The following is a 21,996-nucleotide window of genomic DNA, read 5'->3' on the forward strand; positions in this document are numbered from 1 at the left end:
CCTAACCGTTGGATTGGCGGGTTGGGGCGGGGTAGAGTTCGTCCATCGGGCGCGAGCGGCCATCCGGGCACACAATGCGCACGTGGTGCCGCTTGAGCGCGCGCGGACAGGCGACGCCGCAGCTGTGGGCGATGATTCCGACTTCCTGGCGCATATTGGACACGAAGTTGGCGACCTTGTCCGCCTTGTCCTCGGGCACGAGGCCGCGCTGGAGGCGCGGATCGTGGGTCGTCACCCCCGTCGGGCAGCGATTGGTGTGGCACTTCATCGCCTGGATGCAGCCGATCGAGAACATGAAGGCGCGCGCCGAATTGATGAAGTCCGCGCCCGTCGCCAGTGCCCAGGCGACGTCGCTGGGATTGACCAGCTTGCCCGACGCGACGATGCGGATCCGGTCCTTGAGCCCGTAGCGTTCGCGCAGGTCGACGAGGATCGGAAGTCCCTCGCGCACGGTCAGCCCGACATTGTCCATCAGCGGCATCGGCGCCGCGCCGGTTCCCCCGTCCCCGCCGTCTACAGTAATGAAGTCGGGCGCATCGGCAGGATCGGCGCCCTCGAGCCGCGCGAACAATTCCTCGATCCAGCGGGCGTCGCCGATCACGATCTTGATACCGACCGGCTTGCCCGAGACGTCGCGCAGGCGCCGGATCATGCGGATCAGCTCCTCCTGATTGCCGACCTCGGGATGGCGGTTGGGCGAGATCGAGGCGGTGTGCGCGGGGATGCCGCGGATGTCGGCGATTTCCTCGGTCACCTTGTCCGCGGGCAGGATGCCGCCCTTGCCGGGCTTGGCACCCTGCGCGAGCTTCAGTTCGATCATCCTGACCTGTTCGTGGGCGGCGACCTCGCGCAGCTTGTCGTCGTCGAGATTGCCATGCTCGTCGCGCACACCGTAATTGGCGGTGCCGATCTGGAAAACGACGTCGCAACCGCCTTCGAGGTGATAGGGCGACAGCCCCCCTTCCCCCGTATTGAGCCAGCAGCCCGCTTTCTTCGCGCCCATCGAGAGCGCGCGGATCGCGGGCCTGGAAAGCGAGCCGTAGCTCATTGCGGACACATTGAAGAAGCTGGTCGCGACATAGGGCGTCCGCGCGCCCTCCCCGATCGTCACGGGCGAGGCTTCGAGCGCCTGTTCGTCGAGCGGAGGCCACGGCGCGTTGATGAAGATCGGCGTGCCGACCGGCTGGAGGTTCTTGGTCGACCCGAACGGCAGCACGTTCCCCTTCCCCTTCGCGGATCGGTAGATCCAGTCGCGCTGGGCACGGTTGAAGGGCATTTCCTCGCGGTCCATCGCGAAGAAATACTGGCGGAAAAACTCGCCCAGCCGGGAGAACCAGTCGCGAAAGCGCCCGATTACCGGATAGTTTCGCCGGACCGCGTCCGACGTCTGCACCCGGTCGATGACGAACATCGCCGCGACCGCCACGACAAGCAGCCCGATCGCCCAGATGAAAGCGTAGACCAGCCAGATTGCGACCTTGAGCATCAATCGTCCTTCTTCTCGACGTCGGGTCCGAGCCAGGCAGCTCGCGCCTTGACCTGGGCCGCAGTGGAGTCCTTTCGAACGGACAAGCTCGTCGTCGGGTCCACTGCTGCCGTCAGCGTGGTCGAACGCTCGACCCCGCGCGAGATCCAGTCGATGCGCACGCGCTCGCCCGGATCGATCCGCCCGAGGGCGCGGTCCCAGTCCGCCTGGTCATCGATCGCCGTGCGCCCCAGCCTCACGATCTCGTCGTCGCGGTCGATCCCCGCGTCGTAGAGCGGACTGCCGCGCCGGGTCGCCTGGGACAGGATCGCCTGCTTGCCTTCGAACGCGAACGAGACCGGGCCCAGCCATCCTTTCGCGTCCGCCTTGGGTTCGAGGTCGACCCCGAACCGCGCGAGCATCGGCGCGATGTCGGGAAGCACGTCGCCGCGCACGGTTTCGGCGAAGAACTGCTTCGCGAAGGCGTCGTCGCCGGTCAGTTCGGCAAGCAGGACTTGCAGATCGTCCAGCGTGTAGGGCGTCTCGGTGCGCCCGAACCGTTCCCACGCCAATTTCATGTAGCGGTCGAGGTCCGTCCTGAATCGGGTCCGCAATTGCAGATCGAGCGCCAGCGCGACCGCGTTGCCGTAGACGTAGTAGGTCAGCTTGCTGTTGGTGCCGTTGGTGCGGTCGATTTGCACGGCCGCATCGAGAAAGGCGGCGTTGAGGCTCATTTCCGCCGCACTGCTGCCGGGACGCGCGGGCGTGCGCACGGTCGTATCCCAGGCACTGCCCCAGTTCTTCAGGAGCGTCTTCGTGCTCATCAGCCCGGCGCGATGCAGGACGAGATCGTCGTAATAGTTGGTGAACCCTTCGGCGAACCACAGCGCGTCGGACGGGTCGACCTTGGTGAAGTCGAACGGTTGCAGCATGGCAGGGCGAAGCCGCTCGACGTTCCAGCCGTGGAAATATTCGTGCGAGAAGGCGCCCAGCATCTCCTCCGGCCCGACCTCGTGGATCGGCTCGTCGTAGCTGATGAAGGTCGAGGCGCGGTGTTCCATCGCGTCCGCGGACGCCCATGGCACGTTGTCGAAGATGAAGGTGTAGCGGTTGCCCTCATAGTCCGGAATGTCGTCGAAAATCGCGATTTCCTGGTCGACCAGCGCCTTGACGCCTGCGGCCAGCCGGTCGACGTCGTCCTCCTCGCCCAAATGGTGCACCGCGAGGCGAATGGTGGCGCGTTCGCCCTTGTGCTCGACCGTCCATTCGCGGATCGACAAGGGCGCGATTTCGACCGGACTGTCCATCAGGGCATCGAGATTGGCGGCGACGAAGCTGTTGGGCGCTGCGCCCGGCTGCAGCTGGGTCGCGATGGTCCACGACGGATCCAGCGGCGTGAAATGCAGCGTGACGGGGCGATCCTCGAGCCCCTCCGCCCACAGCACGGTGGACGGCATGTTGAGATGAGCGTGCGAGGTATCGACCTGCGAATAGGTGCCGTCGGCATGGTCGGCGAAAAGCGTGTAGCGGACCTTCACGGTGCCGCCATGCGCGGGGACGACCCAGTGATAGGGGTCCGGACGCTCGACCCGCAGCGCCCTGCCCTGTTCGTCGAACGCGACGAGGTCGTCGACATTCTTGCCGAACTCGTGAAGCGCGTAGCGCCCGGGAGAGGAACGCGCCATGCGCAGCACCAGCGGCGACCCGTCAAGGGCGGCAAAGTCGACTTCGATCGTCGCCTCGCGGTGGGCGGCATTGTCGAAGCGGAACCGGTAGTCGACGGGAGGCGGAAGAGGCGCGGCCTGGGCGATAGCGGCCAGCATCACGATCGACATGGGGTCTTCTCCTTGCGCAGCGTAGTGCAACGCTAGCGAGCAAGGCCGTGCTGGCAAGGCGAAAGCGAAGGCCCTAGCGGGCGAGGTCCGGGAACAACTTGGCGAAGGCGCGTACCTTGGGCAGGTCGTGCGCGACGATATAGGGGTGGCGCGGGTTCTTCTTCATGAAATCCTGGTGGTAGGGCTCGGCCGGATAGAAGCGCCCGCTTTCCAGCGTGGTGACGATCGGACGGGAATAGGTTCCGGCCTTGTCGAGCTGGGCGATATAGGCGCGCGCGACCTTGCGCTGCGTCGCGTCGAGCGGAAACAGCGCGGTGCGGTACTGGGGGCCGACGTCGGGACCCTGCCGGTTCTTGAGCGTGGGATCGGCGATCACGGAGAAATAGACGCGCAGAAGATCGCCGTAGCTGACGACGCGCGGATCGTAGGTGACGCGCACCACTTCGGCATGGCCGCTGCGGCCCGAGGAGACGCTGCCATAGGTCGGGCGCGCTTCCTTGCCGCCGGCATAGCCCGAGACGGCGGACTTGACGCCGTCGACCCGCTCGAACACCGCCTCGACGCCCCAGAAACAGCCGCCCGCGATGACGGCGACGGCGTTCGAAGCGCTCACGTCGGGATCGAAGCGCGCGGCGGGCACGCGCTCATAGCTCGAGGCAATGGCTGGCGCGCCTTGCAAGGAGACGAGGCCGAGGACGGCCGCGAGACCCAGAAGCGGGGCGAGAATGCGTGTCATGCCTTGTTATACGCGCAGCCGCCCGCGAAGGTTACGCTGGCATCGGCAAACGCCCTTCGCTAAAGCCCGCGCCATGAGCGCACACCATCCCAAGATTTCGCCCTTCGACGCCAATGATCCGTTCGATCTCGACGGCCAGCTGACCGACGAGGAACGCATGGTCCGCGACACCGCGCGCGCCTATGCGCAGGAGAAGCTCCTGCCGCGCGTGAAGGACGCCTTCCTCGAAGACCAGTTCGACCGCGATATCATGTCGGAAATGGGCGAACTCGGCCTGCTCGGCGCGACCGTTCCGGAAGAATATGGCGGCGCGGGCCTCGGCTATGTCAGCTACGGGCTGATCGCGCGCGAGGTCGAGCGCGTCGACAGCGGTTATCGCAGCGCCTGCTCGGTCCAGTCCAGCCTCGTGATGTTCCCGATCCATGCCTACGGCACCGAGGAGCAGAAGCAGAAGTGGCTGCCCAAGCTGGCGCGCGGCGAGGCGATCGGCTGCTTCGGCCTCACCGAACCCGACGCGGGCTCGGACCCGGGCGGAATGCGCACCCGCGCCAAGAAGATCGATGGCGGCTACCTGCTGTCGGGCGCCAAGATGTGGATCACCAATTCGCCGATCGCCGACGTGTTCGTGGTGTGGGCGAAGTCGGACGCCCATGGCGGCGCGATCCGCGGCTTCCTGCTCGAGAAGGGCATGAAGGGCCTCTCCGCGCCCAAGGTGAAGGAGAAGCTTTCCCTGCGCGCCTCGATCACCGGCGAGATCGTGATGGACGAGGTCGAGGTGCCCGAAAGCGCCCTGTTCCCCGAGATCGAGGGCCTCAAGGGCCCGTTCGGCTGCTTGAACCGCGCGCGCTACGGCATCGGCTGGGGCGCGATGGGCGCGGCGGAAGCCTGCTACGAGGCAGCGCGCGACTACATGCTTGAGCGCAAGCAGTTCGGCGTTCCCCTCGCCTCCAAGCAGATCCCACAACTCAAACTCGCCAACATGGTCACCGAGATCGCGCTCGGTCTCCAGGCCGCGCTGCGCGTGGGTCGCCGCCTCGACGAGGGCGTGCTGATCCCCGAGACGATCAGCCTCATCAAGCGCAACAATTGCGGCAAGGCGCTCGAGATCGCCCGCATCGCGCGCGACATGCATGGCGGCAACGGCATCTCGGCCGAATATGCGCCGATGCGTCACGCGATGAACCTCGAGACGGTCAACACGTACGAGGGCACGCACGACGTGCACGCGCTGATCCTCGGCCGCGCGATTACCGGCATTCCGGCTTTTTAAGCGACCCAAACCGCGTTAGGCTCCCCCTCGAAGTCACAGGGGGAGCCAGCGCGTGATCACAACCATCGTCATCCTGGGCGTCATCGCCCTCATCGTCCTGTGGGCGATCGGCATCTATAACGGGCTCGTTCGCCTGCGCGCACTGGTACGCGAGGCCTTCTCGGGCATCACGGTGCAGCTGCGCCGCCGCGCCGACCTCATCCCCAACCTCGTCGAGACGGTGAAGGGCTATGCGAGCCACGAGAAAGAGACGCTCGAAAAGGTGATCGCGCAGCGCGGCGCCGCCGTCGCCGCCAAGGGCGTCGAGGCGACCGCCGCCGCCGACGCCGCGATGACCGGCCTGCTCGGCAAATTGCTCGCGATTTCGGAAGCCTATCCGGACCTCAAGGCGGACCAGAATTTCCGCAAGCTGCAGGACGAATTGTCCTCGATCGAGCACGATCTGCAGGCGGCGCGGCGCTATTACAATGCCACCGCGCGCGATCTCAACACCAAGGTCCAGTCCTTCCCCGACATGGTCGTGGCGGGCCCGACCGGCTTTTCGACCGAGCCCTATTACGAGGATGCGGACGAGACCATCCAGACCGCGCCGCAGATCGATTTCTCGTAGACCCGTGCGCGCCTTCGTCGTCGCCCTCGCCGCCTTCGCGGCGCTGCTCCTCGGCGCGGCGCCCGCGCTGGCGGACGAGCGGATCGAGAGCTTCCATTCGCGGCTCGAACTTGCGCCCGACGGCCAGCTGACCGTTACCGAGACGATCCGCGTCCAGGCCGAAGGGATCCAGATCCGGCGCGGCATCTACCGCGACCTGCCGACCCGCTATCGCGGCAAGGCCGGCGAGAACGTCAAGGTCGGCTTCACGCTGCTCGGCACCGAGCGCGACGGGCAGGTCGAGCCCTCGAAGATCGAGCGCATGGCGAACGGCGTGCGCATCCGCATCGGCGATGCCGACCGCTATGTCAGCCGTGGCAGCCATGTCTATCGCATCCGCTACTCGGTACGGCGCGCGGTCGGCTTCTTCGACGAATTCGACGAACTCTACTGGAACGTGACCGGCACTGGCTGGGGATTTGCCATCGACCAAGCCTCGGCGACCCTGGTGCTGCCCGAGCCGGTCAAATTCGGGCAGGTCGCGATGTATACGGGCGTGCAGGGCTCGACCGCTAACGATGCCCGCATTGTCCGCAACGACCCGGGCGAGCTGAAGGTCGAGACGACCCGTCCGCTTGGCCCGCGCGAAGGACTGACGGTCGCCGCAGCCTTCCCCAAGGGCGTAATTGCCCCGCCGAGCAGCGAGGAACGGGCGATGCGGCGGCTCGCCGACTTCGCGCCGCCCATCGCGGCCGTCCTCGGGCTGGTGCTGGTCGTCGCTTATTATCTGTGGGCCTATTTCAATGTCGGTCGCGATCCGCGCCCCGGCACCATCGTGCCGCTGTTCGCCCCTCCCGACGGGCTCAGCCCGGCCGCCATCCGCTACGTCGTCAAGCAGTCGATGGACAATCGCGGCTTCGCCGCGGCGATGGTCGAGGCGGGCGTGAAAGGCCACGTCAGGCTCGAGGATGAGGGCGGCGGCTTCTTCAAGTCGAAGTCAATGACCATCCATCGGTCCGAGCGGGGCGTCGGACAGGAATTGGCGGACGGCGAAGAGAGGATGCTCATCGAATTGCTGTCCCCCGGCACGTCGCTCGAGGTGAAACAGGAACATCACGCGAAATTCTCCAGCGCGCGCAAGGCGCTCGACCGCGCCTATGCGAAGCAGTTCGAGGGCAAGGCCTTCCACCGCAATCTCGGCTGGGCATTCGCGGGGCTGCTTGCCTTGTTCGCGGCGCTCGGACTGGTCGCCGCGGCGATCGTCTGGTCCGAGGACCTGTCGAGCCCGCTCGTTCCGATGCTGACCGTCGCCACGCTGCTGATAGCGATGCTGCTGCTGCTCGGCGCGCCCGACAAGGGGCAGCCGGGACGCACGCTCGTACTGGTACTGGGGGGGGTCGTCGCGCTGGTCGCGGGGGCGATGTCGGTCGCACTCCTACCCCTCGCCTTCACCGGCGGCGGCGCGCCGCTCATCATGCTGATGCTGGTTCCGGCCAGCCTGATCGCGATCAGCGGCTTCTTCTGGATGTCGGCACCGACGATGGAAGGCCGCGCGCTGCTCGACCGCATCGCGGGCTTCAAGCGCTACCTCTCCACGACCGAGCGCGAACGCTTCAACCGGATGCAGCCCGCGGGCGAGGATCTGAAGCTGTTCGAACGCTTCCTGCCCTATGCGATCGCGCTCGGTGTCGAGCATGAATGGGCCGAGCATTTCGAGGGCCAGATTGCCGCGGCTTCGCTCGACCCGGGCCAGCGAGACAACGGCTTCGTCTGGTATTCGGGCCATCGCAGCGTGTGGGACAATCCGGGCGGCTTCGCCAAGGCGATCGGCGGCGGCCTGTCGGCCAGCATCGCATCGGCCGCGACCGCGCCCGGCTCGTCTAGCGGATCGGGGGGCGGCGGGTTTTCCGGCGGCGGCGGTGGCGGCGGAGGTGGCGGCGGCTGGTAGCCGCTAGCGCGGGAACGTCCGCTTCAGCACCACGATCGGCTCGTCGTGATACTGGTTGGTCTCGACCTGTTCGAAGCCGAGCCGGTCGGCAAGCTTGAGCGAGGGCGCATTACCGGGCGCGATAATCGCCCAGATTTCGCGGGCGAGATTGGCGTCGGCCCATTCGAGCACCGCGTCGCAGGCCTCGCGCGCTAGGCCCTGCCCGTGCATGTCGGGATCGAAGATCCACCCCATTTCTGGCTGCCCGTCGAAGCCGGCCGCAAGCTGGCGCTGCCCGTCGAACAGGCCGACATTGCCGATCACGCGGCCATCGGCCTTCAAGGTGACCATCCAGCCGCCAAAGCCCATCACGATCCACTGGCCGACCGACGAGACGGTGCGGCGCCACAGGTTTTCGTGGGTCTCGGGCTGGTTGCCGAGGTGGCGATAGACGTCGGGCTTGTCGAGGATCGCCTTGTGCGCGGCAAAATCCTCCGCGACAAAGCCGCGAAGGATCAACCGTTCGGTGTGTAGAACGGGCGCGGGATGGTTCGCCGCGCCCACCCGATTACTTGGTCTTGAGCGTCAGGCCGCCGAAACGCTTGTTGAAGCGCTCGACCTGGCCACCCTGCGCCGCCTGGCGGGTGCCGCCAGTCCAGGCCGGGTGCGACTTGGGATCGATGTCGAGGTGCATCGTGTCACCTTCCTTGCCCCAGGTCGACTTGGTCTGGAACTTGGTCCCGTCGGTCATTTCGACGGTGATCAGGTGGTACTCGGGATGCGTGTCTTTTTTCATTGTCTTTTCCTGTGCTTGGACTGGTTTCCGACCAGCCCTGGAAATGGTCGAAGCGCGCCCTAGCGAAGCCTCGACTGCTTGACAAGCAAAAGCTGCCCCGCCACCGAGCCCAAAGGACCCAGGTTCCGGCCGTGTAATGCGGCCGGCGAAGAGGGAAGCCGGTGGAAAACCGGCGCTGTGCCCGCAACTGTGACCCGAAGCAACGCGCCTTCGGGGAGCCAGATACCGGCCAGGGTCCGTCGTCCGTCTTCGTTGCCGGGACCAGCGGCGGGGCGTGGATCGGTTCGCCCACACCGGGCGGCCTTCCGCCGTGACGACGTGTCACGACAGAAGGAAACCGATGGAACTGCCTCCTCCACCGCCTGCGATCGAACAGCCGATCCTCGTTACCGCGAGCCGCGCGCCCGTCACTGCCGACGAGACGAGCGATGCCGTCTCGCTGCTCGAGGCAGACCTTGTCGAAGCGCTTGGCGAACCGCGCATCGCGCCCCTGCTCGCCTTGTTGCCCTCGGTCGCACTGGCCGAGGCCGGTCCCGCCGGCTCGCAGGCGCAGATGCGCATTCGCGGCGCGGAGGCCAATCACAGCCTCCTTTTCATCGATGGCATCAAGGCCAATGATCCCGCCGCTGGCAACGAAGCTCGGTTCGAACTCCTGTCCGCTGCACTCGGCGACACGGTTGAGCTGGTGCGCGGACCGCAGTCGGCCTTGTGGGGTTCCGAAGCAATCGGCGGCGTCGTCGCGCTGAGGAGCGATCCGGGCCGCACCGGCCTGTCGGCGATCGCCGAGTGGGGCAGTGACGACGATCGCCGCCTGGGCGCACGCCTGGCCGTGCACGGCCTCGTGGCCGAGGTCGGCGTGCAGGGGTCGAACGGCATCGACAGTTTCGGCGCGGATGGCGAGCGCGACGGCTACGACCTCGCCAGCGCGCGGCTGGCGGGGCGCTGGAGCTTGGCACCGGGCTGGACGCTCGATGCCGCGGGCTTCGCCGTCTCGGGCACGAGCGAATATGACGGCTTCGACCCTGTCACCTTTTTGCGCGCCGACACGCTCGACGAGACCGACAACAAGCTCGCGGCGGGCAGGCTCGGCGTCATGTGGAAGGGCGAGCGCGTGACGTTCAGCACCGGCGCCGGGCATCTCGCCTCGCGCAACGTCAACCGCCTCGCCGACGCCGAAATCAATCGCACCAGGGCTTCGCGCAGCTTCGCCGACCTGCAGGCGGGTATCGATCTTGGCGCCCACAGCTTGACGCTGGCCGCCGACTACGAAGCCGAGACGTTCAAGGCGCGCGATGTCGCCTATGGCGGGTTCACCGATCAGAAGCAGCAGCGCGACCGGCTCGGGCTGGTCGCAGAATGGCGATTCTCTGCGGGCAAGTTGTCAGGCGATGCGGCGATCCGCCACGACCTGTTCGAGGACTTCGCCGATGCGACCAGCCTGTCGGCCGGGCTCCTCTGGAAAGCGAGCGAACGGGTGGCGCTGTTCGCCAATGCCGGCGAGGGCATCGCGCAACCCACCTTCTACGACCTGCACGGCTTCTTCCCGGGCAGTTTCGTGGGTAATCCCGATCTGGCTCCAGAGCACGCGCGTGGGTTCGACCTCGGCGTGCGTTACGCGGGCACGATCCGCATGGAAGCGACCGTGTTCGCGCAGTGGCTCGAGGACGAGATCGTCGATGTGTTCGATCCCTCGACCTTCCTGTCCTCGACGGCCAACGGGACCGGCAAGAGCCGCCGCAAGGGTGTCGAGGTCGAAGCGGTCATTCCCCTGGGCGGCATGGCCGAACTGTCCGCCAACTATTCCTATCTCGATGCCGAGCAGCCCGCGGCCGATGGCCTGGTCAAGGAAACGCGCCGACCGCGTCATCGCGGCGCGGTGACGTTGCACGGGACGGCCGGACGGCTGCGCTATGGCGCGAGCCTCGCGCTCACGGGCAAGCGGATCGATACCGATTTCGACCTGTTCCCGGCGCAGCAAGTGACGCTCGACTCCTATGCGCTGGCGTCCGCGCGGCTGGCCTACCGTCTCGGAAAGCGCATCGACCTGTCGCTGCGCGTCAGCAACGCGTTTGACGCCGATTACCAGGACGTGGTCGGCTATCACACGCGTGGAAGGAGCGCCCATGTCGGGCTTGTCCTTCGCCCTTAGCCTTGTGGCCGCCAGCGGGCTGCGCGTCGCTTCCGCGGACCTGTGCGCTGACGAATATGCGCTGCTGTTCGTCCCGCGCGCGCAGCTGGTGAGCGTGTCGCATCTGTCGCACGATCCGCACGAGACGAGGCTGTCGAAAGGCGCCCGGGCCATTCCCGCCAATGACGGGCGGATCGAGACGCTCCTGTCCCATGAACCCGATCTCGTCATCACCACGCGCGCGCCGGGTGAGACCATGCGCCGCATCGCGCAGCATAAGGGCATCCGCATTCTGCAATTGCCCTACGCCGCTTATCCCGACGCGGTAGAAGCTAATGTGAGGACAGTGGCTCGGGCGGTGGGCGCGCCCGGCGCGGCATCGGCCTGGATCAAGCGGCTGGGCAGCTATCGGCGCAGACCACCTGCTGAGGGCGGAACTGTCCTGTGGGTCGATGCGGCAGGCGTCGGCTCGACGCTCGCCGCGCCGTGGCTGTCGCTTGCCGGATTCACTCCCGTCCCAGTGCCCCAAGGGCGCGGGCGGATCGAGGCGGTGCTGACGACTAAGGCCGATCGGCTGCTGGTGAGCGACTACCGCCGCGGACAATATTCGCGCTCGAGCGACTGGATGCGTCATCCGCTGTTGAGGAAGCGCGCGCTTCCCGTCACCCGCATCGATGGACGTGCGACCACCTGCGGCGGCCCGCTGATGCTCGATCTCGTCGAGGCGCTGCGATGAACCGCTGGTGGCTCCTTCCCGGCTTCGCACTGCTGTTCGCGGTCCACCTCGCGGTGCCGCTCGCGCCGCTCGACGCGCTCGATCCCGAAACGGCGCGGCTGATCCTCGTCGAGTTGCGCCTGCCGCGCACGCTGCTCGCGATCGGTTACGGCCTGTCGCTCGGCATGGCGGGCGCGGCCTTGCAGGCGATCTTCGCCAACCCCCTCGCCTCGCCCGACATTACCGGCGCGGCCTCGGGCGGCGCGCTCGGCGCGGTCACGGTCGCTTATGTCTTCGGCCTCTCGGGCGCGGTGGCGATGGCGGCGGGCGGCGCCGTTGGCGCGGGCCTTGCGCTCGCTCTGCTGTTCGTCGTTGCCGGGCGCAACGCCCCGCCTGCGCGGCTGCTCCTGGGCGGGCTCGCCATCGCGCTGGCGGCGGGGTCGGCGACCGCCTTGCTCCTCGCACTCGCCCCGTCACCCTTCGCCTTCTACGAAATGTGGCGCTGGCTGATGGGGAGCCTCGCCGACCGCTCGCTGCCGCAGGCCGCCGCCGCGCTCGTTCCGGCGCTTAGTGCCTGCGCGCTCCTGTGGCGCGGCCGAAAGGCGTACGACCTCATCGCGCTCGGGGATGACGTCAGTGCTTCGCTCGGCATCGATCCGCGCCGTCTCGCCACCCGCGCCATGGTGCTCGCCGCCATCGCGACCGGCGCCTGCGTCGCCCTGTGCGGCGCGATCGGATTCGTCGGGCTCGTCGCGCCGATCGCGGCGCGCGCGCTCGTGCGGGGGCATCCGGGGCGCGCGATATTGCCGGCAGGCGTCCTCGGCGCGCTGCTGCTGATGGGCGCCGACCTCCTTGTCCGCTTCGCGCCCGCGGGCCGGGAAATCCCGGTCGGGGTGGTCACCAGCCTGATCGGGACGCCGCTCTTCATCCTCGTACTGCTGCGCGCGCGCGGCATGGCAGGAGGCCTGCGATGAGCGCGACCTTCGCCGACCTCGCGGTGTCCGGCCGCCTCACGACGACCAGCCTGTCACTCGACCCCGGCGCGTTCGTCGCGCTGATCGGGCCCAATGGTAGCGGCAAGACGAGCCTGCTGCGCGCGATGGCCGGCGTGGATGGTACTGCCAGCGCACGGACGATCGCCGGCAATGCGCTCGAAGCAATGGGCACGGCCGCCCGCGCGAACACGATCGGATTGTTGCCCGCGAGCCGGATGCTGGCGTGGCCGATCCCGGTCCGCGACCTGCTCGCGCTTGCGCCGGTCGCGCCGGAAAATGATCAAATCGGCCAGCTGGTCGAACGGCTGGAACTCGCGTCGCTGCTCGACCGTCCGGCGAGCCACCTGTCTACCGGCGAGCGGGCGCGAGTCCTGCTTGCGCGCGTGCTGGCGAACGAGCCCGACCTGCTGCTGCTCGACGAGCCGCTCGCCAATCTCGATCCCTATTGGGCGCTCACCATCCTAGACCTGCTCGCCGAGGAAGCGCGCGGCGGGCGGATGGTGCTGGCGGCGATGCACGACCTGGCGCTCGTCGACCGCTTCCAGCGCGTCGTCCTGATGCACGAAGGGCGGCTCGTCGCCGACGGGCCGCCCTCCAGAATATTGGGATGCGAGGCGTTTCGCACCGCGTTTCGCCTCCAGCCCCACGAGGGAGGCTGGCAACCCGCCTAAGCCGGCGGGTCCGCGATCATCGCGGTGAACTGAACCTCGCAGGTCGTCTCGCCGTCGACCGACGCCTTGCCTGCAAACTTGCAGATCGAACGGCGCATCTGGACGATCTCGACATCGAGCTGGAGCAGGCAGCCCGGTTCGACCGGCTTCCTGAATTTCGCATTCTCGATCGCCATGAAATAGACGAGCTTGCCCGAGCCGGCGAGATCCATGCTCTCGACCGCGAGCACGCCTGCGGCCTGCGCCAGCGCCTCCACCTGGAGGACGCCGGGCATGATCGGGCGGCCCGGGAAATGACCCTGGAAGAATTCCTCGTTCATGCTCACCGCCTTGATCGCGGTGATCGATTCGTTCTTCGCGATCCGCTCGACACGGTCGACGAGCAGCATCGGGTAGCGATGCGGCAGCGCCGCCATCACCCGCGTCACGTCGAGCGGGCCGATGACGGCGTTGTCCTGAGGTTCGCTCACGGGTCGCTTAGCGGCCGGCGGGCGGGGTCTGCTGCTGCGCCGGCTGCGCGGGCGCCGGGGCAGTCGTGTTGAGCGTGGTCAGCGTCCGGTTGACCTCGGCCAGCACGTCGTTGGTGATGTCGACCGCAGGGGCGTGCAGCATCACGGTGCCCGCATCCATCACGATCGTCGCACCGCGGCGGGTCATGACGGCGTTGACGGCCGGCTCGAGCGCCGCGGCAAACTGCTGCGCGACATAGGAGCGGTTACGCTGGAAAGTCTGCTGGCGCTGCTGGATCTCCTGGGCGGCAGCCTGGCGGCGCTGCTCGAAGGTCTGCGCACGCGTCTGCAGCGCCTGGTCGGCCTGCGCGCCCTTGAGCGCGTCGACGGCGGCCTGGATCGCCTTGCCTTCGGTTTCCAGCGGCGTCGCGAGCTGCTGCTCGCGGTCGCGGATCGCCTTGGCCTGCGCCTCGAGCTGCGCACCTGCGGTCTTGCAGGCGGTGCAGTCGGTCGACACGCGCGACGTGTCGACGACGCCGATCGCGGCGGCGGGAAGCGCCTGCGCGGCGGCGGCCGCCGGGAGGGTCATGGCAGTGGCGGCGACAAGCGCCGCAATCATCTTGGTCTTCATCAGAATTGAGTTCCTACATTGAACGAAAAGAGTTTGGTGTCGTCGCCTTCCTGGCTGACGATCGCCTTGGCGAGATCGATGCGCAGCGGGCCGAACGGGCTGACCCAGTTGACGCCGACGCCGACCGCGACGCGCGGGCTGGGCGAATTGCCGAGGAAGAATTCGCGGAAGCCCGAGCTGCCGATATAGGCTTCGGGACCGTAGGTGGCGTTCCCGCAGGTCTCGCCCGGCCCCTTCGTCTCGGGCTGCGCATCAGGGAACGCGTCGCGGCGCGGCGTGCAGATGATGCCGATATTAATCAGCTGCGGGCTTTCGAGATTCCAGACGGACGCGACGTCGACATAGGCCGACGGACGCAGGCCGAAGCTGCGGACCGCCGCGCTGACCGGGAATTCGACTTCGAGACGGCCCATGTAATAGGCCTTGCCGCCCAGCGCGTTGTTGGTGCGCGCGGATTCGAAGTTGAGATTGCCCTCGATGTCGTACGGCACGCGCTGGACCCGCGGACCGATGCCGCGAATGTCGAAGCCGCGTACGTTGGGACCGAAGAAACGGTCGGTCAGGCGGATATCGTCGAGACCCGCGACGCCGTTGTCCTCGAGCGGGTGGATGTAGCCGCCCTGCGCGTTGATCGAGAGGATGAAGTTGGCGGGCAGTCGGAAATATTTCGTCGCATCGGCCACGGTGCGAAGATATTTCACGTCGCCGCCGAGCCCGGCGAAATCCTGGCTAATCTGGGCGCGCAAGCCGCGGGTCGCACGGATGCCGTCGGTGTTGTTGAACCCGAGCGAGTAGCCGATCGACGAGGTCAGCCGCGAACCGAGTTCGTTACACAGGAACGCGCCGGCCTTGAGCGGATCGCACTCGAAATCGTCGAACACGCCGTTGGCGACGTTCGGGAAGTTGGGATCGTTGGCATCGAGCGCAAGACCGTCGGTGAAGAAGACGTCGCGGTCGAGCGTGATATCGTCGAGCACGAGGCGATAGCGCATGCCCGCCGACAGATATTCGGTGACCGGGAAGCCGACGCGCAGGCCGCCGCCGGTCGACACCTGCTTGTAGGTCGTGCGACGATCGTTCCCGACGAAGCGGAAGCTGTTGTAATCGCGGCGATAGAGGTCGCCCCCGAGCAGGATGTTGCGTCCGCCCAGATAGGGCTCGACGAAACCAAGCTGCACCGACTTGGTGTAGCGCGACCAGTTGACGCCGGCCGACAATTGCTGGCCCTTGCCCATGAAGTTGCGCTGCGCGATCGAGGCTGCGACCACGAACCGCTCGATGCTCGAGTAGCCGGCAGAAAGCTGGAGTTCGCCGGTCGCCTTCTCGTCGACGTCGACGGTCAGCGCGACACGGTCCTCGCCGACCGGGGTCTGCTTGATCTCGAGCTCTTCCTGGAAGTAGCCGAGACCCTTGATGCGGTCCTCGGAGCGCTTGATCTGCTGGGCGTTGAACGGGTCGCCTTCGGCGAGGCGCAGTTCGCGACGAATCACCGCATCGCGCGTGACCGTGTTGCCCTGGATGTCGACGCGGTCGATGTAGACGCGCGGAGTCCCCTCGATCTCAAAGGTGATCGAGACCGTCTTTTCCTCGGCGTCACGGTAATATTTCGGATTGACCTGGGCGAACGCATAGCCGCGCAGGCCGGCGATCTCGGTGAAGCGGTTGACGGTGTTCTCGACCGCTTCCGCGTCGAACCAGTCGCCTTCGGTAAGGCCGACAGCGGCCTCGAGACGCTCTTCGGCGAGATCGCGAATGTCGCTTTCCACGTCGAGCGTTCCGAACTTGTAGCGCGGCCCTTCCTCGATCACGAAGGTGATGACGAAGTCCTCGCGGTCGGGCGTCAGTTCCGCCAGCGCGTTGACGACGCGGAAATCGGCATAGCCCTGGGTCAGGTAGAAGGCGCGCAGCTTCTGCTGGTCGGCGGCGAGACGGTCGGCGTCGTAGGCGTCGTTGGACTTCATGAAGCCCAGGAAACCACCGGATTCGCGGCTGAAGATTTCCTTCTGGAGCTTGCCGCCCGAGAAGGCGTCGTTGCCGATGAAGTTGATCTGGCGGATTTTCGACTTGGCGCCTTCGCTGATCTCGAAGATCAGGTCGACGCGGTTCTGGTCGAGTTCGACGATCTTGGGTTCGACGACCGCGGCGAAGCGGCCCTCGCGCTTGTAGAGCTCGATGATCCGGTCGACGTCGGCGCGGACCTTGGTGCGGGTGAAGATCTGGCGCGGCGCGAGGCGGATTTCCGGCTCGATCTTGTCGTCCTTGAGCTTCTTGTTGCCCTCGATGACGATGCGGTTGATGACCGGGTTTTCCTGCACCGCCACGACGATGTTCCCGGTGTCGGCGCCGGTGATGACGACGTCGGCGAAAAGCTCGGTGTCGTACAGTTTCTTGAGCGCCGCATCGAGGTCGCGCGCGGTGTAGGTCTGGCCGGGCTGGAGGCCCGAATAGCTCAGCACGGTCTCGCGTTCGATACGCTCGGCACCGGTGACGAGGAGCGAACGGATCTGCCCTTCCCGGGCGACCACGGGCTGCGCGGTCGCGGTCGGCGCGGTCGCGTCGACTTCCTGCGCCAGCGCCGGCGTTACTGCGATCCCGCCCAGGATGGTTCCCACGAGCAGCCCCGCGCCTGCACGGCGCACTCGGTTGAAATTGTTCAGATTCACGCGTTCCCGCCCTTTTGCTGAATTGATCCGGGCCGCGCGCGGCGCGCCCCTTGAATTGCGTAGTGCCTCACCTGCCTCAATGTGCCTAGCCAATCAAGCGCGAGAGCCGCTCGACGAGCCCAAAAGACGCCAAGTCGTTGATCGTGGTGAACAGAATGAGGGCGAGGAGAAGCGCAAGACCGCCGCGAAAGGCCCATTCCTGGGCCCGCTCGCCCAGCGGGCGGCGTCGGACGGCCTCGACCGAGTAAAAGAGAAGATGTCCGCCATCGAGCATGGGGACTGGCAGAAGGTTGATGAAGCCCAGATTAATCGAAAAGAGCGCAAGCAACTGGATGAACGGGAAAATCCCGAGACTGGCCTGCTGACCCGCGATCTGCGCCATCTTCATCGGCCCGCCGAGGTCTTTGGTCGAGCGCTTGCCGGTGACGATCTGCCACACCCCGTCGAGGATCGCGCGCGTCATGGCCCAGGTGTAGCCGGTCGCCGCGGGTACGGCGGCGATCGGCGATAGGCGCGTCAGTCGCGGCGGGCCGGATCCGACGCCGAGCAGGCCGATCCGGTAGGGTTGGCCGAATTCGTCCTCCTGCTCGAGCGCTCCGAGCCGCCCGGAGAGCGTCATCGGCTCGCCGTCGCGCACCAATTCGATGTCGACGACCATGTCGGGACGCAGCGAGACGGTACGGCGCACGTCCTCGAAGCTGTCGGTCGGCCGCCCCGCGATGCTCACCAGCCGGTCGCCCTCGCGGATCCCGATCGCGACCGCGGCGCTGTCCTCCTGCAGCGACACGACCTCGGTCGGCGTGCGCGGCGCCCCCACGATCATGAAGAAGGCCGCGAAGATGAGGATGGCGAGCAGGAAGTTGGCCATCGGCCCTGCCAGCACGATCAGGAAGCGCTGCCAGACCGGCCGGTTGTGGAAATGGTCGGGATCGTGGTCGGCAAAGTCGGGACGGCTCGCCTCGTCGGCGTCACCGGCAAAGCGGACGTAGCCGCCGAGCGGAAGCCAGCCCACCTTCCAGCGCGTCCCGCGGCGGTCGGTCCACCCGGTGATCTCGCGCCCGAAGCCGATCGAGAAGGTGTCGGACTTCACGCCGAACAGGCGCGCGACGCCGTAATGACCGAGTTCGTGGAAGAAGACGAGCGGGCCGAGCGCCGCGATGAAGGCGATGACGATGAAAGGAATGGACGGCTGGTCGAGCATCATGCGCCGACCTTTTCGCGCGCCCGCGTGACGACTTCAACCCGCGCTGCCTCGCGCGATGCCTCGTCGACCTCGAGGACGGCCTCGATCGAGGCGATGTCGTCGGGTCCGGGCGCCTGACCGAGCACTTTTTCGACCACGGCGCAGATGTCGCCGAAGCCGATTGCGCCGTCGAGGAAGGCGGCGACCGCGACCTCGTTGGCGGCGTTGAGCCGGGCCGGCGCTGCACCGCCCGCCTCGAGTGCCTCGCGGGCGAGGCGCAGCGCGGGAAAGCGCTCGGGATCGGGCTGCTCGAAATCGAGCCGGGACACGGCGGCGAGGTCGAGACGCTCGCATCCACTCTCCATCCGCTCGGGCCAGGCGAGCGCATGCGCGATCGGCACGCGCATGTCGGGCGGCCCCAGCTGGGCGAGCATCGAGCCGTCGACATATTCGACGAGACTGTGGATGACCGACTGCGGGTGGACGAGGATGTCGATGCGTTCGCTCGGCAGGCCGAACAGGTGATGCGCCTCGATCAGTTCGAGCCCCTTGTTCATCATCGTCGCGCTGTCGACCGAGATCTTGGCGCCCATCGACCAGTTGGGATGCGCGACCGCCTCGGCCGGGCTCATGCGCGCCATCTCCTCGCGGCTCCTGGTGCGGAACGGGCCGCCGCTCGCGGTCAGGACAAGTCGCGAGACCCGGTCGCAGTCCTGCCCCGCAAGACATTGGAAAATCGCATTATGTTCGCTGTCGACGGGCAAGATGGTCGCGCCGTGCCTGCGCGCCGCCCCGGTCATCAGTGCGCCCGCGGTGACGAGCGATTCCTTGTTGGCGAGCGCGACCGTGCGTCCCGCCTCGATCGCGGCCATGACGGGCGCGAGGCCGGCCGTCCCGACGATCGCCGCCATGACGAGGTCGGCGTCGGCGGCAGCCGCCTCGAGCGCCGCGTCTCCCGCCTCGGGCTTGCAGTCGGTGCCCGACAACGCGTCTTCGAGCGCGCCGAGCAGTGCCTCGTCGGCGATCACCGCACGCCTGGCGCCGGTCGCTCGCGCCGCCGCGGCGAGTTTGTCGACGTTGGAGGCCGCCGTCAGGGCGACGACCTCGAACCGGTCGGGATCGCGCGCGACGAGGTCGAGGGTCGATCCGCCGACCGAGCCGGTCGCGCCGAGAATGGCCAGCCGGCGCTTCACACCAGTCCCGCGTAGGACAGGGCGCCGGTGAAGAAGGCGACCACGAGCAGGCCGTCGAGCCGGTCGAACACGCCGCCGTGCCCGGGCAGGAGCGCCCCCGAATCCTTCACACCCGCGCGCCGCTTCATCCAGCTTTCGAACAGGTCGCCGGCCTGGGCGGCGACCGCCATCGGCGCGCCGAGTACGTAAAGGACGGGCGCAAGACCGTTGGCATGGGCCCACGCGCCGCCGAGCAGCGCCGCCGCGGCCATGCCGCCGACTAGCCCGGCGATGGTCTTGTTGGGGCTGATCCGAGGCGCGAGCTTGGGGCCCCCGATCGCGCGGCCCGCAAAATAGGCGCCGATGTCGGTCGCCCAGGTGGCGATGAACACCCACAGGACGAGATCAAGCCCCTCGATCCTTTCGCGAAGGAACAGAAGAGCGAGCGCCGGGAACAGGCAATAGAAGAAACCGCCGATGCGCCAGGCGATGCCCCATTTCTTGCTGATCTGGGTCCATTCCCAGTAGACCGCGGTCGCGGCCGCCGCGACGAACAGCGCGAACACCATGCCGCCGACCCACACCGCGCCGAGCGCGACGAGAATCATCGCCACGCCCGTCAGGCTGCGGGTCTTGAGATCGCTCACCGCCCGCCGAACCTGCGCTGGCGGCCGCGGAACACCTCGAGGGCGTCGTCGAGGGCGGCTCCGTCGAAATCGGGCCATAGCGTGTCGACAAACAGCAGTTCGGCATAGGCCGCCTGCCATAGTAGGAAATTGCTCAGGCGCTGTTCGCCGCTGGTGCGGATGATGAGGTCGAGTGCGGGCAGGTGCGCACTCTGCATCGCCTCGCCCAAGGCCGCCTCGTCGATGGACGCGGGATCGCGCGTCCCCGCCTTGACCTCCTCGGCCAGTCGCTGCGCGGCGGCGGCCACTTCGGCGCGGCTGCCATAGTTGAGCGCGACCACCAGCCGCAGCCGGTCATTCTCCTCGGTGCGCGCCGCGGCGGCCTGCAACCGGTTCCAAAGATCGGGCCCGAAAGCACTGGGATCGCCGATGAATTCGAGCTTCACGCCCTCACGCGCCAACTCGTCGATCTCGCGCTCGAGATAATAGCGCATCAGCCCCTTGAGGTCGGAAACCTCCTCGTCCGAGCGGCGCCAGTTCTCGGAAGAAAAGGCGTAGAGGGTGAGCGTGTCGATGCCCGCCTCGACCGCGGCACGCAGCGTCTTGCGCACCGCTTCGGCGCCCGCCTTGTGACCGGCCGCGCGCGGGAGCCCCCGGCGCGCGGCCCAGCGGCCGTTGCCGTCCATGATGATGGCGACGTGACGCGGCGTATCGGTCGAGGCCCCTGAGGTCTCGCCCGGCGCCGTATCGACCTTGTCACTCCTGGTCATGGCGCCTGTTCGGCTCACTTGCCGAGAATCTCCGTTTCCTTGGCCTGGGCCAGCTTGTCGATCTCGGCGACCTTGTCGTCGGTCAGCTTCTGGACCTCGCCCTCGTGGCGCTTGCGCTCGTCCTCGCCGAACTCGTGATCCTTCTCGTCCTTCTTGAGGTCGTCCATGCCGTCGCGGCGCACGTTGCGGACCGCGATCTTGGCCTTCTCGGCATACTGGCCGACCAGCTTGGCGAGTTCCTTGCGGCGCTCCTCGGTGAGGTCGGGGATCGGCAGGCGGATCATCTGTCCGTCGACGACCGGATTGATGCCGAGCCCGGCATTGCGGATCGCCTTCTCGACATTGGTGACGTTCGAGCGATCCCAGACCTGGACGCTGATGAGGCGGGGTTCGGGGACCGAGACGGTGGCGACCTGGTTCATGGGCATCAGCGCACCGTAGACTTCGACCTGGATCCCATCGACCAGGCTGGTCGAGGCACGGCCGGTCCTGAGGCCGCCAAGGTCATGGCGCAGCGCCTCGATCGCGCCGTCCATGCGGCGCATGAGGTCCTTTTTGTCAAAAGCGGGCATCAGATTACTCCTCGTTCGAAACGACCGTCGCGGTTCCGCCGCCCGAAAGGACCTGGGTCAGGTTCCCTTCGTCGCGGATGTTGAACACGACGATCGGAATGTCGTTGTCACGGCACAGCGCCACGGCGCTGGCATCCATTACCTTGAGATTGTCCGCAAGGACGCGATGGAAGCTCAGCCCTTCGTATCGCGTGGCGTCCGGGACCTTCTTGGGGTCGGCGTTGTACACACCGTCGACACTGGTCCCCTTGAACAGCGCGTCGCAGTTCATCTCGGCAGCGCGAAGGGCAGCGGTGGTGTCGGTGGTGAAATAGGGGCTGCCGGTACCGGCCGCGAAGATCACGATCCGCCCCTTCTCCATGTGCCGCATCGCGCGGCGGCGGATATAGGGCTCGCACACGGTCGCCATGGGAATGGCCGACTGGACGCGCGTATCGAGGCCGATCTTCTCGAGTGCGTTCTGGAGCGCAAGACTGTTCATCACGGTCGCGAGCATGCCCATGTAATCGCCCGTCGCCCGGTCGAAGCCCTGGGCTGCGCCGGCGATCCCGCGAAAGATGTTGCCCCCGCCGACCACGATGCACAGTTCGTGACCGGCATTCTTCGCCTCGCCGATCTCGGCGGCGAGCCGCGCGACCATATCGGGGTCGATCCCGAACTGCCCCTTGCCCATCAGCACCTCGCCCGAAAGTTTGAGGAGAATGCGGCTGAACGTGGGTCGGGACATGGACGTCAATTCTCCAAGGTGCGGGATGGCGTCGGCTTTAGGCACTCGCGACGATACCGACAAGTGCCAACTCGTC

21 protein-coding genes and 1 riboswitch are annotated in these 21,996 nt (G+C 67.0%); of the genes, 7 read left to right on the forward strand and 14 right to left on the reverse strand.

Annotated elements, in window-relative coordinates:
* Position 1: 1 nt before the first annotated feature.
* The 3 genes from NNY25_RS07855 to msrA all read right to left on the reverse strand — a co-directional run bounded on the left by NNY25_RS07855 (position 2) and on the right by msrA (position 4,036).
* Entirely contained in the window at positions 2–1,486 is a 1,485-nt protein-coding gene (locus NNY25_RS07855; protein ID WP_265570795.1) for an FMN-binding glutamate synthase family protein, read from the reverse strand.
* Positions 1,486–3,300, reverse strand: coding sequence for a M61 family metallopeptidase (locus NNY25_RS07860; RefSeq protein WP_265570796.1), 1,815 nt, complete (start codon positions 3,298–3,300; stop codon positions 1,486–1,488). Before NNY25_RS07860 ends, NNY25_RS07855 begins: the two co-directional genes overlap by 1 nt.
* A 73-nt stretch (positions 3,301–3,373) precedes the next feature.
* Positions 3,374–4,036, reverse strand: a complete 663-nt coding sequence (msrA, locus tag NNY25_RS07865) for a peptide-methionine (S)-S-oxide reductase MsrA (RefSeq protein ID WP_265570798.1) — start codon at positions 4,034–4,036, stop codon at positions 3,374–3,376.
* A gap of 73 nt (positions 4,037–4,109) precedes the next feature.
* Between msrA and NNY25_RS07870 the strand changes: the two genes are divergently transcribed.
* Genes NNY25_RS07870 through NNY25_RS07880 form a run of 3 tightly spaced genes read left to right on the forward strand, consistent with a single transcriptional unit; the run spans position 4,110 to position 7,843 of the window.
* Positions 4,110–5,306 (forward strand): acyl-CoA dehydrogenase, encoded by a 1,197-nt coding sequence (locus NNY25_RS07870; protein WP_265570799.1) that lies wholly within the window; start codon positions 4,110–4,112, stop codon positions 5,304–5,306.
* Positions 5,307–5,358: 52 nt separating this feature from the next.
* Complete coding sequence (locus tag NNY25_RS07875) at positions 5,359–5,916, forward strand: LemA family protein (RefSeq protein ID WP_265570800.1); 558 nt, start codon at positions 5,359–5,361, stop codon at positions 5,914–5,916.
* 4 nt (positions 5,917–5,920) lie between these two features.
* Complete coding sequence (locus NNY25_RS07880) at positions 5,921–7,843, forward strand: DUF2207 domain-containing protein (protein ID WP_265570801.1); 1,923 nt, start codon at positions 5,921–5,923, stop codon at positions 7,841–7,843.
* A 3-nt stretch (positions 7,844–7,846) separates the two neighbouring features.
* On the opposite strand, the gene NNY25_RS07885 is transcribed toward NNY25_RS07880, so the two are convergent.
* Positions 7,847–8,386, reverse strand: a complete 540-nt coding sequence (locus NNY25_RS07885) for a GNAT family N-acetyltransferase (RefSeq protein ID WP_265570803.1) — start codon at positions 8,384–8,386, stop codon at positions 7,847–7,849.
* Between the two features lie 4 nt (positions 8,387–8,390).
* The gene (rpmE, locus tag NNY25_RS07890; RefSeq protein ID WP_265570804.1) at positions 8,391–8,618 is read right to left on the reverse strand and encodes a 50S ribosomal protein L31; all 228 of its coding nucleotides are present in this window, start codon (positions 8,616–8,618) and stop codon (positions 8,391–8,393) included.
* A 103-nt stretch (positions 8,619–8,721) separates the two neighbouring features.
* Positions 8,722–8,866: riboswitch (cobalamin riboswitch) on the forward strand.
* Between the two features lie 92 nt (positions 8,867–8,958).
* Here rpmE and NNY25_RS07895 point away from each other — a divergent pair.
* From NNY25_RS07895 to NNY25_RS07910, 4 genes are read left to right on the forward strand one after another with little or no spacing between them, the layout of a single operon-like run.
* Entirely contained in the window at positions 8,959–10,767 is a 1,809-nt protein-coding gene (locus NNY25_RS07895; protein ID WP_265570806.1) for a TonB-dependent receptor plug domain-containing protein, read from the forward strand.
* Positions 10,742–11,482, forward strand: coding sequence for an ABC transporter substrate-binding protein (locus NNY25_RS07900; RefSeq protein ID WP_265570807.1), 741 nt, complete (start codon positions 10,742–10,744; stop codon positions 11,480–11,482). Before NNY25_RS07895 ends, NNY25_RS07900 begins: the two co-directional genes overlap by 26 nt.
* Positions 11,479–12,435 carry a FecCD family ABC transporter permease gene (locus NNY25_RS07905; RefSeq protein WP_265570808.1) on the forward strand — a complete coding sequence of 319 codons (957 nt, stop codon included), beginning with the start codon at positions 11,479–11,481 and terminating at the stop codon, positions 12,433–12,435. Before NNY25_RS07900 ends, NNY25_RS07905 begins: the two co-directional genes overlap by 4 nt.
* Entirely contained in the window at positions 12,432–13,127 is a 696-nt protein-coding gene (locus NNY25_RS07910) for an ATP-binding cassette domain-containing protein (RefSeq protein ID WP_265570810.1), read from the forward strand. Before NNY25_RS07905 ends, NNY25_RS07910 begins: the two co-directional genes overlap by 4 nt.
* Here the strand turns inward: NNY25_RS07910 and fabZ are convergent.
* From fabZ to pyrH, 9 genes are all read right to left on the reverse strand, one after another.
* Positions 13,124–13,597: a 3-hydroxyacyl-ACP dehydratase FabZ gene (gene fabZ / locus NNY25_RS07915; RefSeq protein ID WP_265570812.1), complete on the reverse strand. Its 474-nt coding sequence runs from the start codon at positions 13,595–13,597 to the stop codon at positions 13,124–13,126. The two genes, NNY25_RS07910 and fabZ, sit on opposite strands and share 4 nt — an antisense overlap.
* A 7-nt stretch (positions 13,598–13,604) precedes the next feature.
* Entirely contained in the window at positions 13,605–14,207 is a 603-nt protein-coding gene (locus NNY25_RS07920) for an OmpH/Skp family outer membrane protein (RefSeq protein WP_265570813.1), read from the reverse strand.
* Entirely contained in the window at positions 14,207–16,870 is a 2,664-nt protein-coding gene (gene bamA / locus NNY25_RS07925) for an outer membrane protein assembly factor BamA (RefSeq protein ID WP_265570815.1), read from the reverse strand. Before bamA ends, NNY25_RS07920 begins: the two co-directional genes overlap by 1 nt.
* Before the next feature lie 85 nt (positions 16,871–16,955).
* Positions 16,956–18,074: a M50 family metallopeptidase gene (locus tag NNY25_RS07930; protein WP_420854327.1), complete on the reverse strand. Its 1,119-nt coding sequence runs from the start codon at positions 18,072–18,074 to the stop codon at positions 16,956–16,958.
* The gene (locus NNY25_RS07935) at positions 18,071–19,246 is read right to left on the reverse strand and encodes a 1-deoxy-D-xylulose-5-phosphate reductoisomerase (RefSeq protein WP_265570816.1); all 1,176 of its coding nucleotides are present in this window, start codon (positions 19,244–19,246) and stop codon (positions 18,071–18,073) included. Before NNY25_RS07935 ends, NNY25_RS07930 begins: the two co-directional genes overlap by 4 nt.
* Positions 19,243–19,872, reverse strand: coding sequence for a phosphatidate cytidylyltransferase (locus NNY25_RS07940; protein WP_265570817.1), 630 nt, complete (start codon positions 19,870–19,872; stop codon positions 19,243–19,245). Before NNY25_RS07940 ends, NNY25_RS07935 begins: the two co-directional genes overlap by 4 nt.
* Positions 19,869–20,621, reverse strand: coding sequence for a polyprenyl diphosphate synthase (gene uppS / locus NNY25_RS07945; protein ID WP_420854329.1), 753 nt, complete (start codon positions 20,619–20,621; stop codon positions 19,869–19,871). Before uppS ends, NNY25_RS07940 begins: the two co-directional genes overlap by 4 nt.
* Before the next feature lie 14 nt (positions 20,622–20,635).
* Positions 20,636–21,193, reverse strand: a complete 558-nt coding sequence (gene frr, locus NNY25_RS07950) for a ribosome recycling factor (RefSeq protein ID WP_265570819.1) — start codon at positions 21,191–21,193, stop codon at positions 20,636–20,638.
* 4 nt (positions 21,194–21,197) lie between these two features.
* The gene (gene pyrH, locus NNY25_RS07955) at positions 21,198–21,920 is read right to left on the reverse strand and encodes a UMP kinase (RefSeq protein ID WP_265570820.1); all 723 of its coding nucleotides are present in this window, start codon (positions 21,918–21,920) and stop codon (positions 21,198–21,200) included.
* Positions 21,921–21,996 lie beyond the last annotated feature (76 nt).

The organism is Sphingomicrobium nitratireducens, from assembly GCF_026157035.1.
Classification (GTDB): Bacteria; Pseudomonadota; Alphaproteobacteria; order Sphingomonadales; family Sphingomonadaceae; genus Sphingomicrobium; species Sphingomicrobium nitratireducens.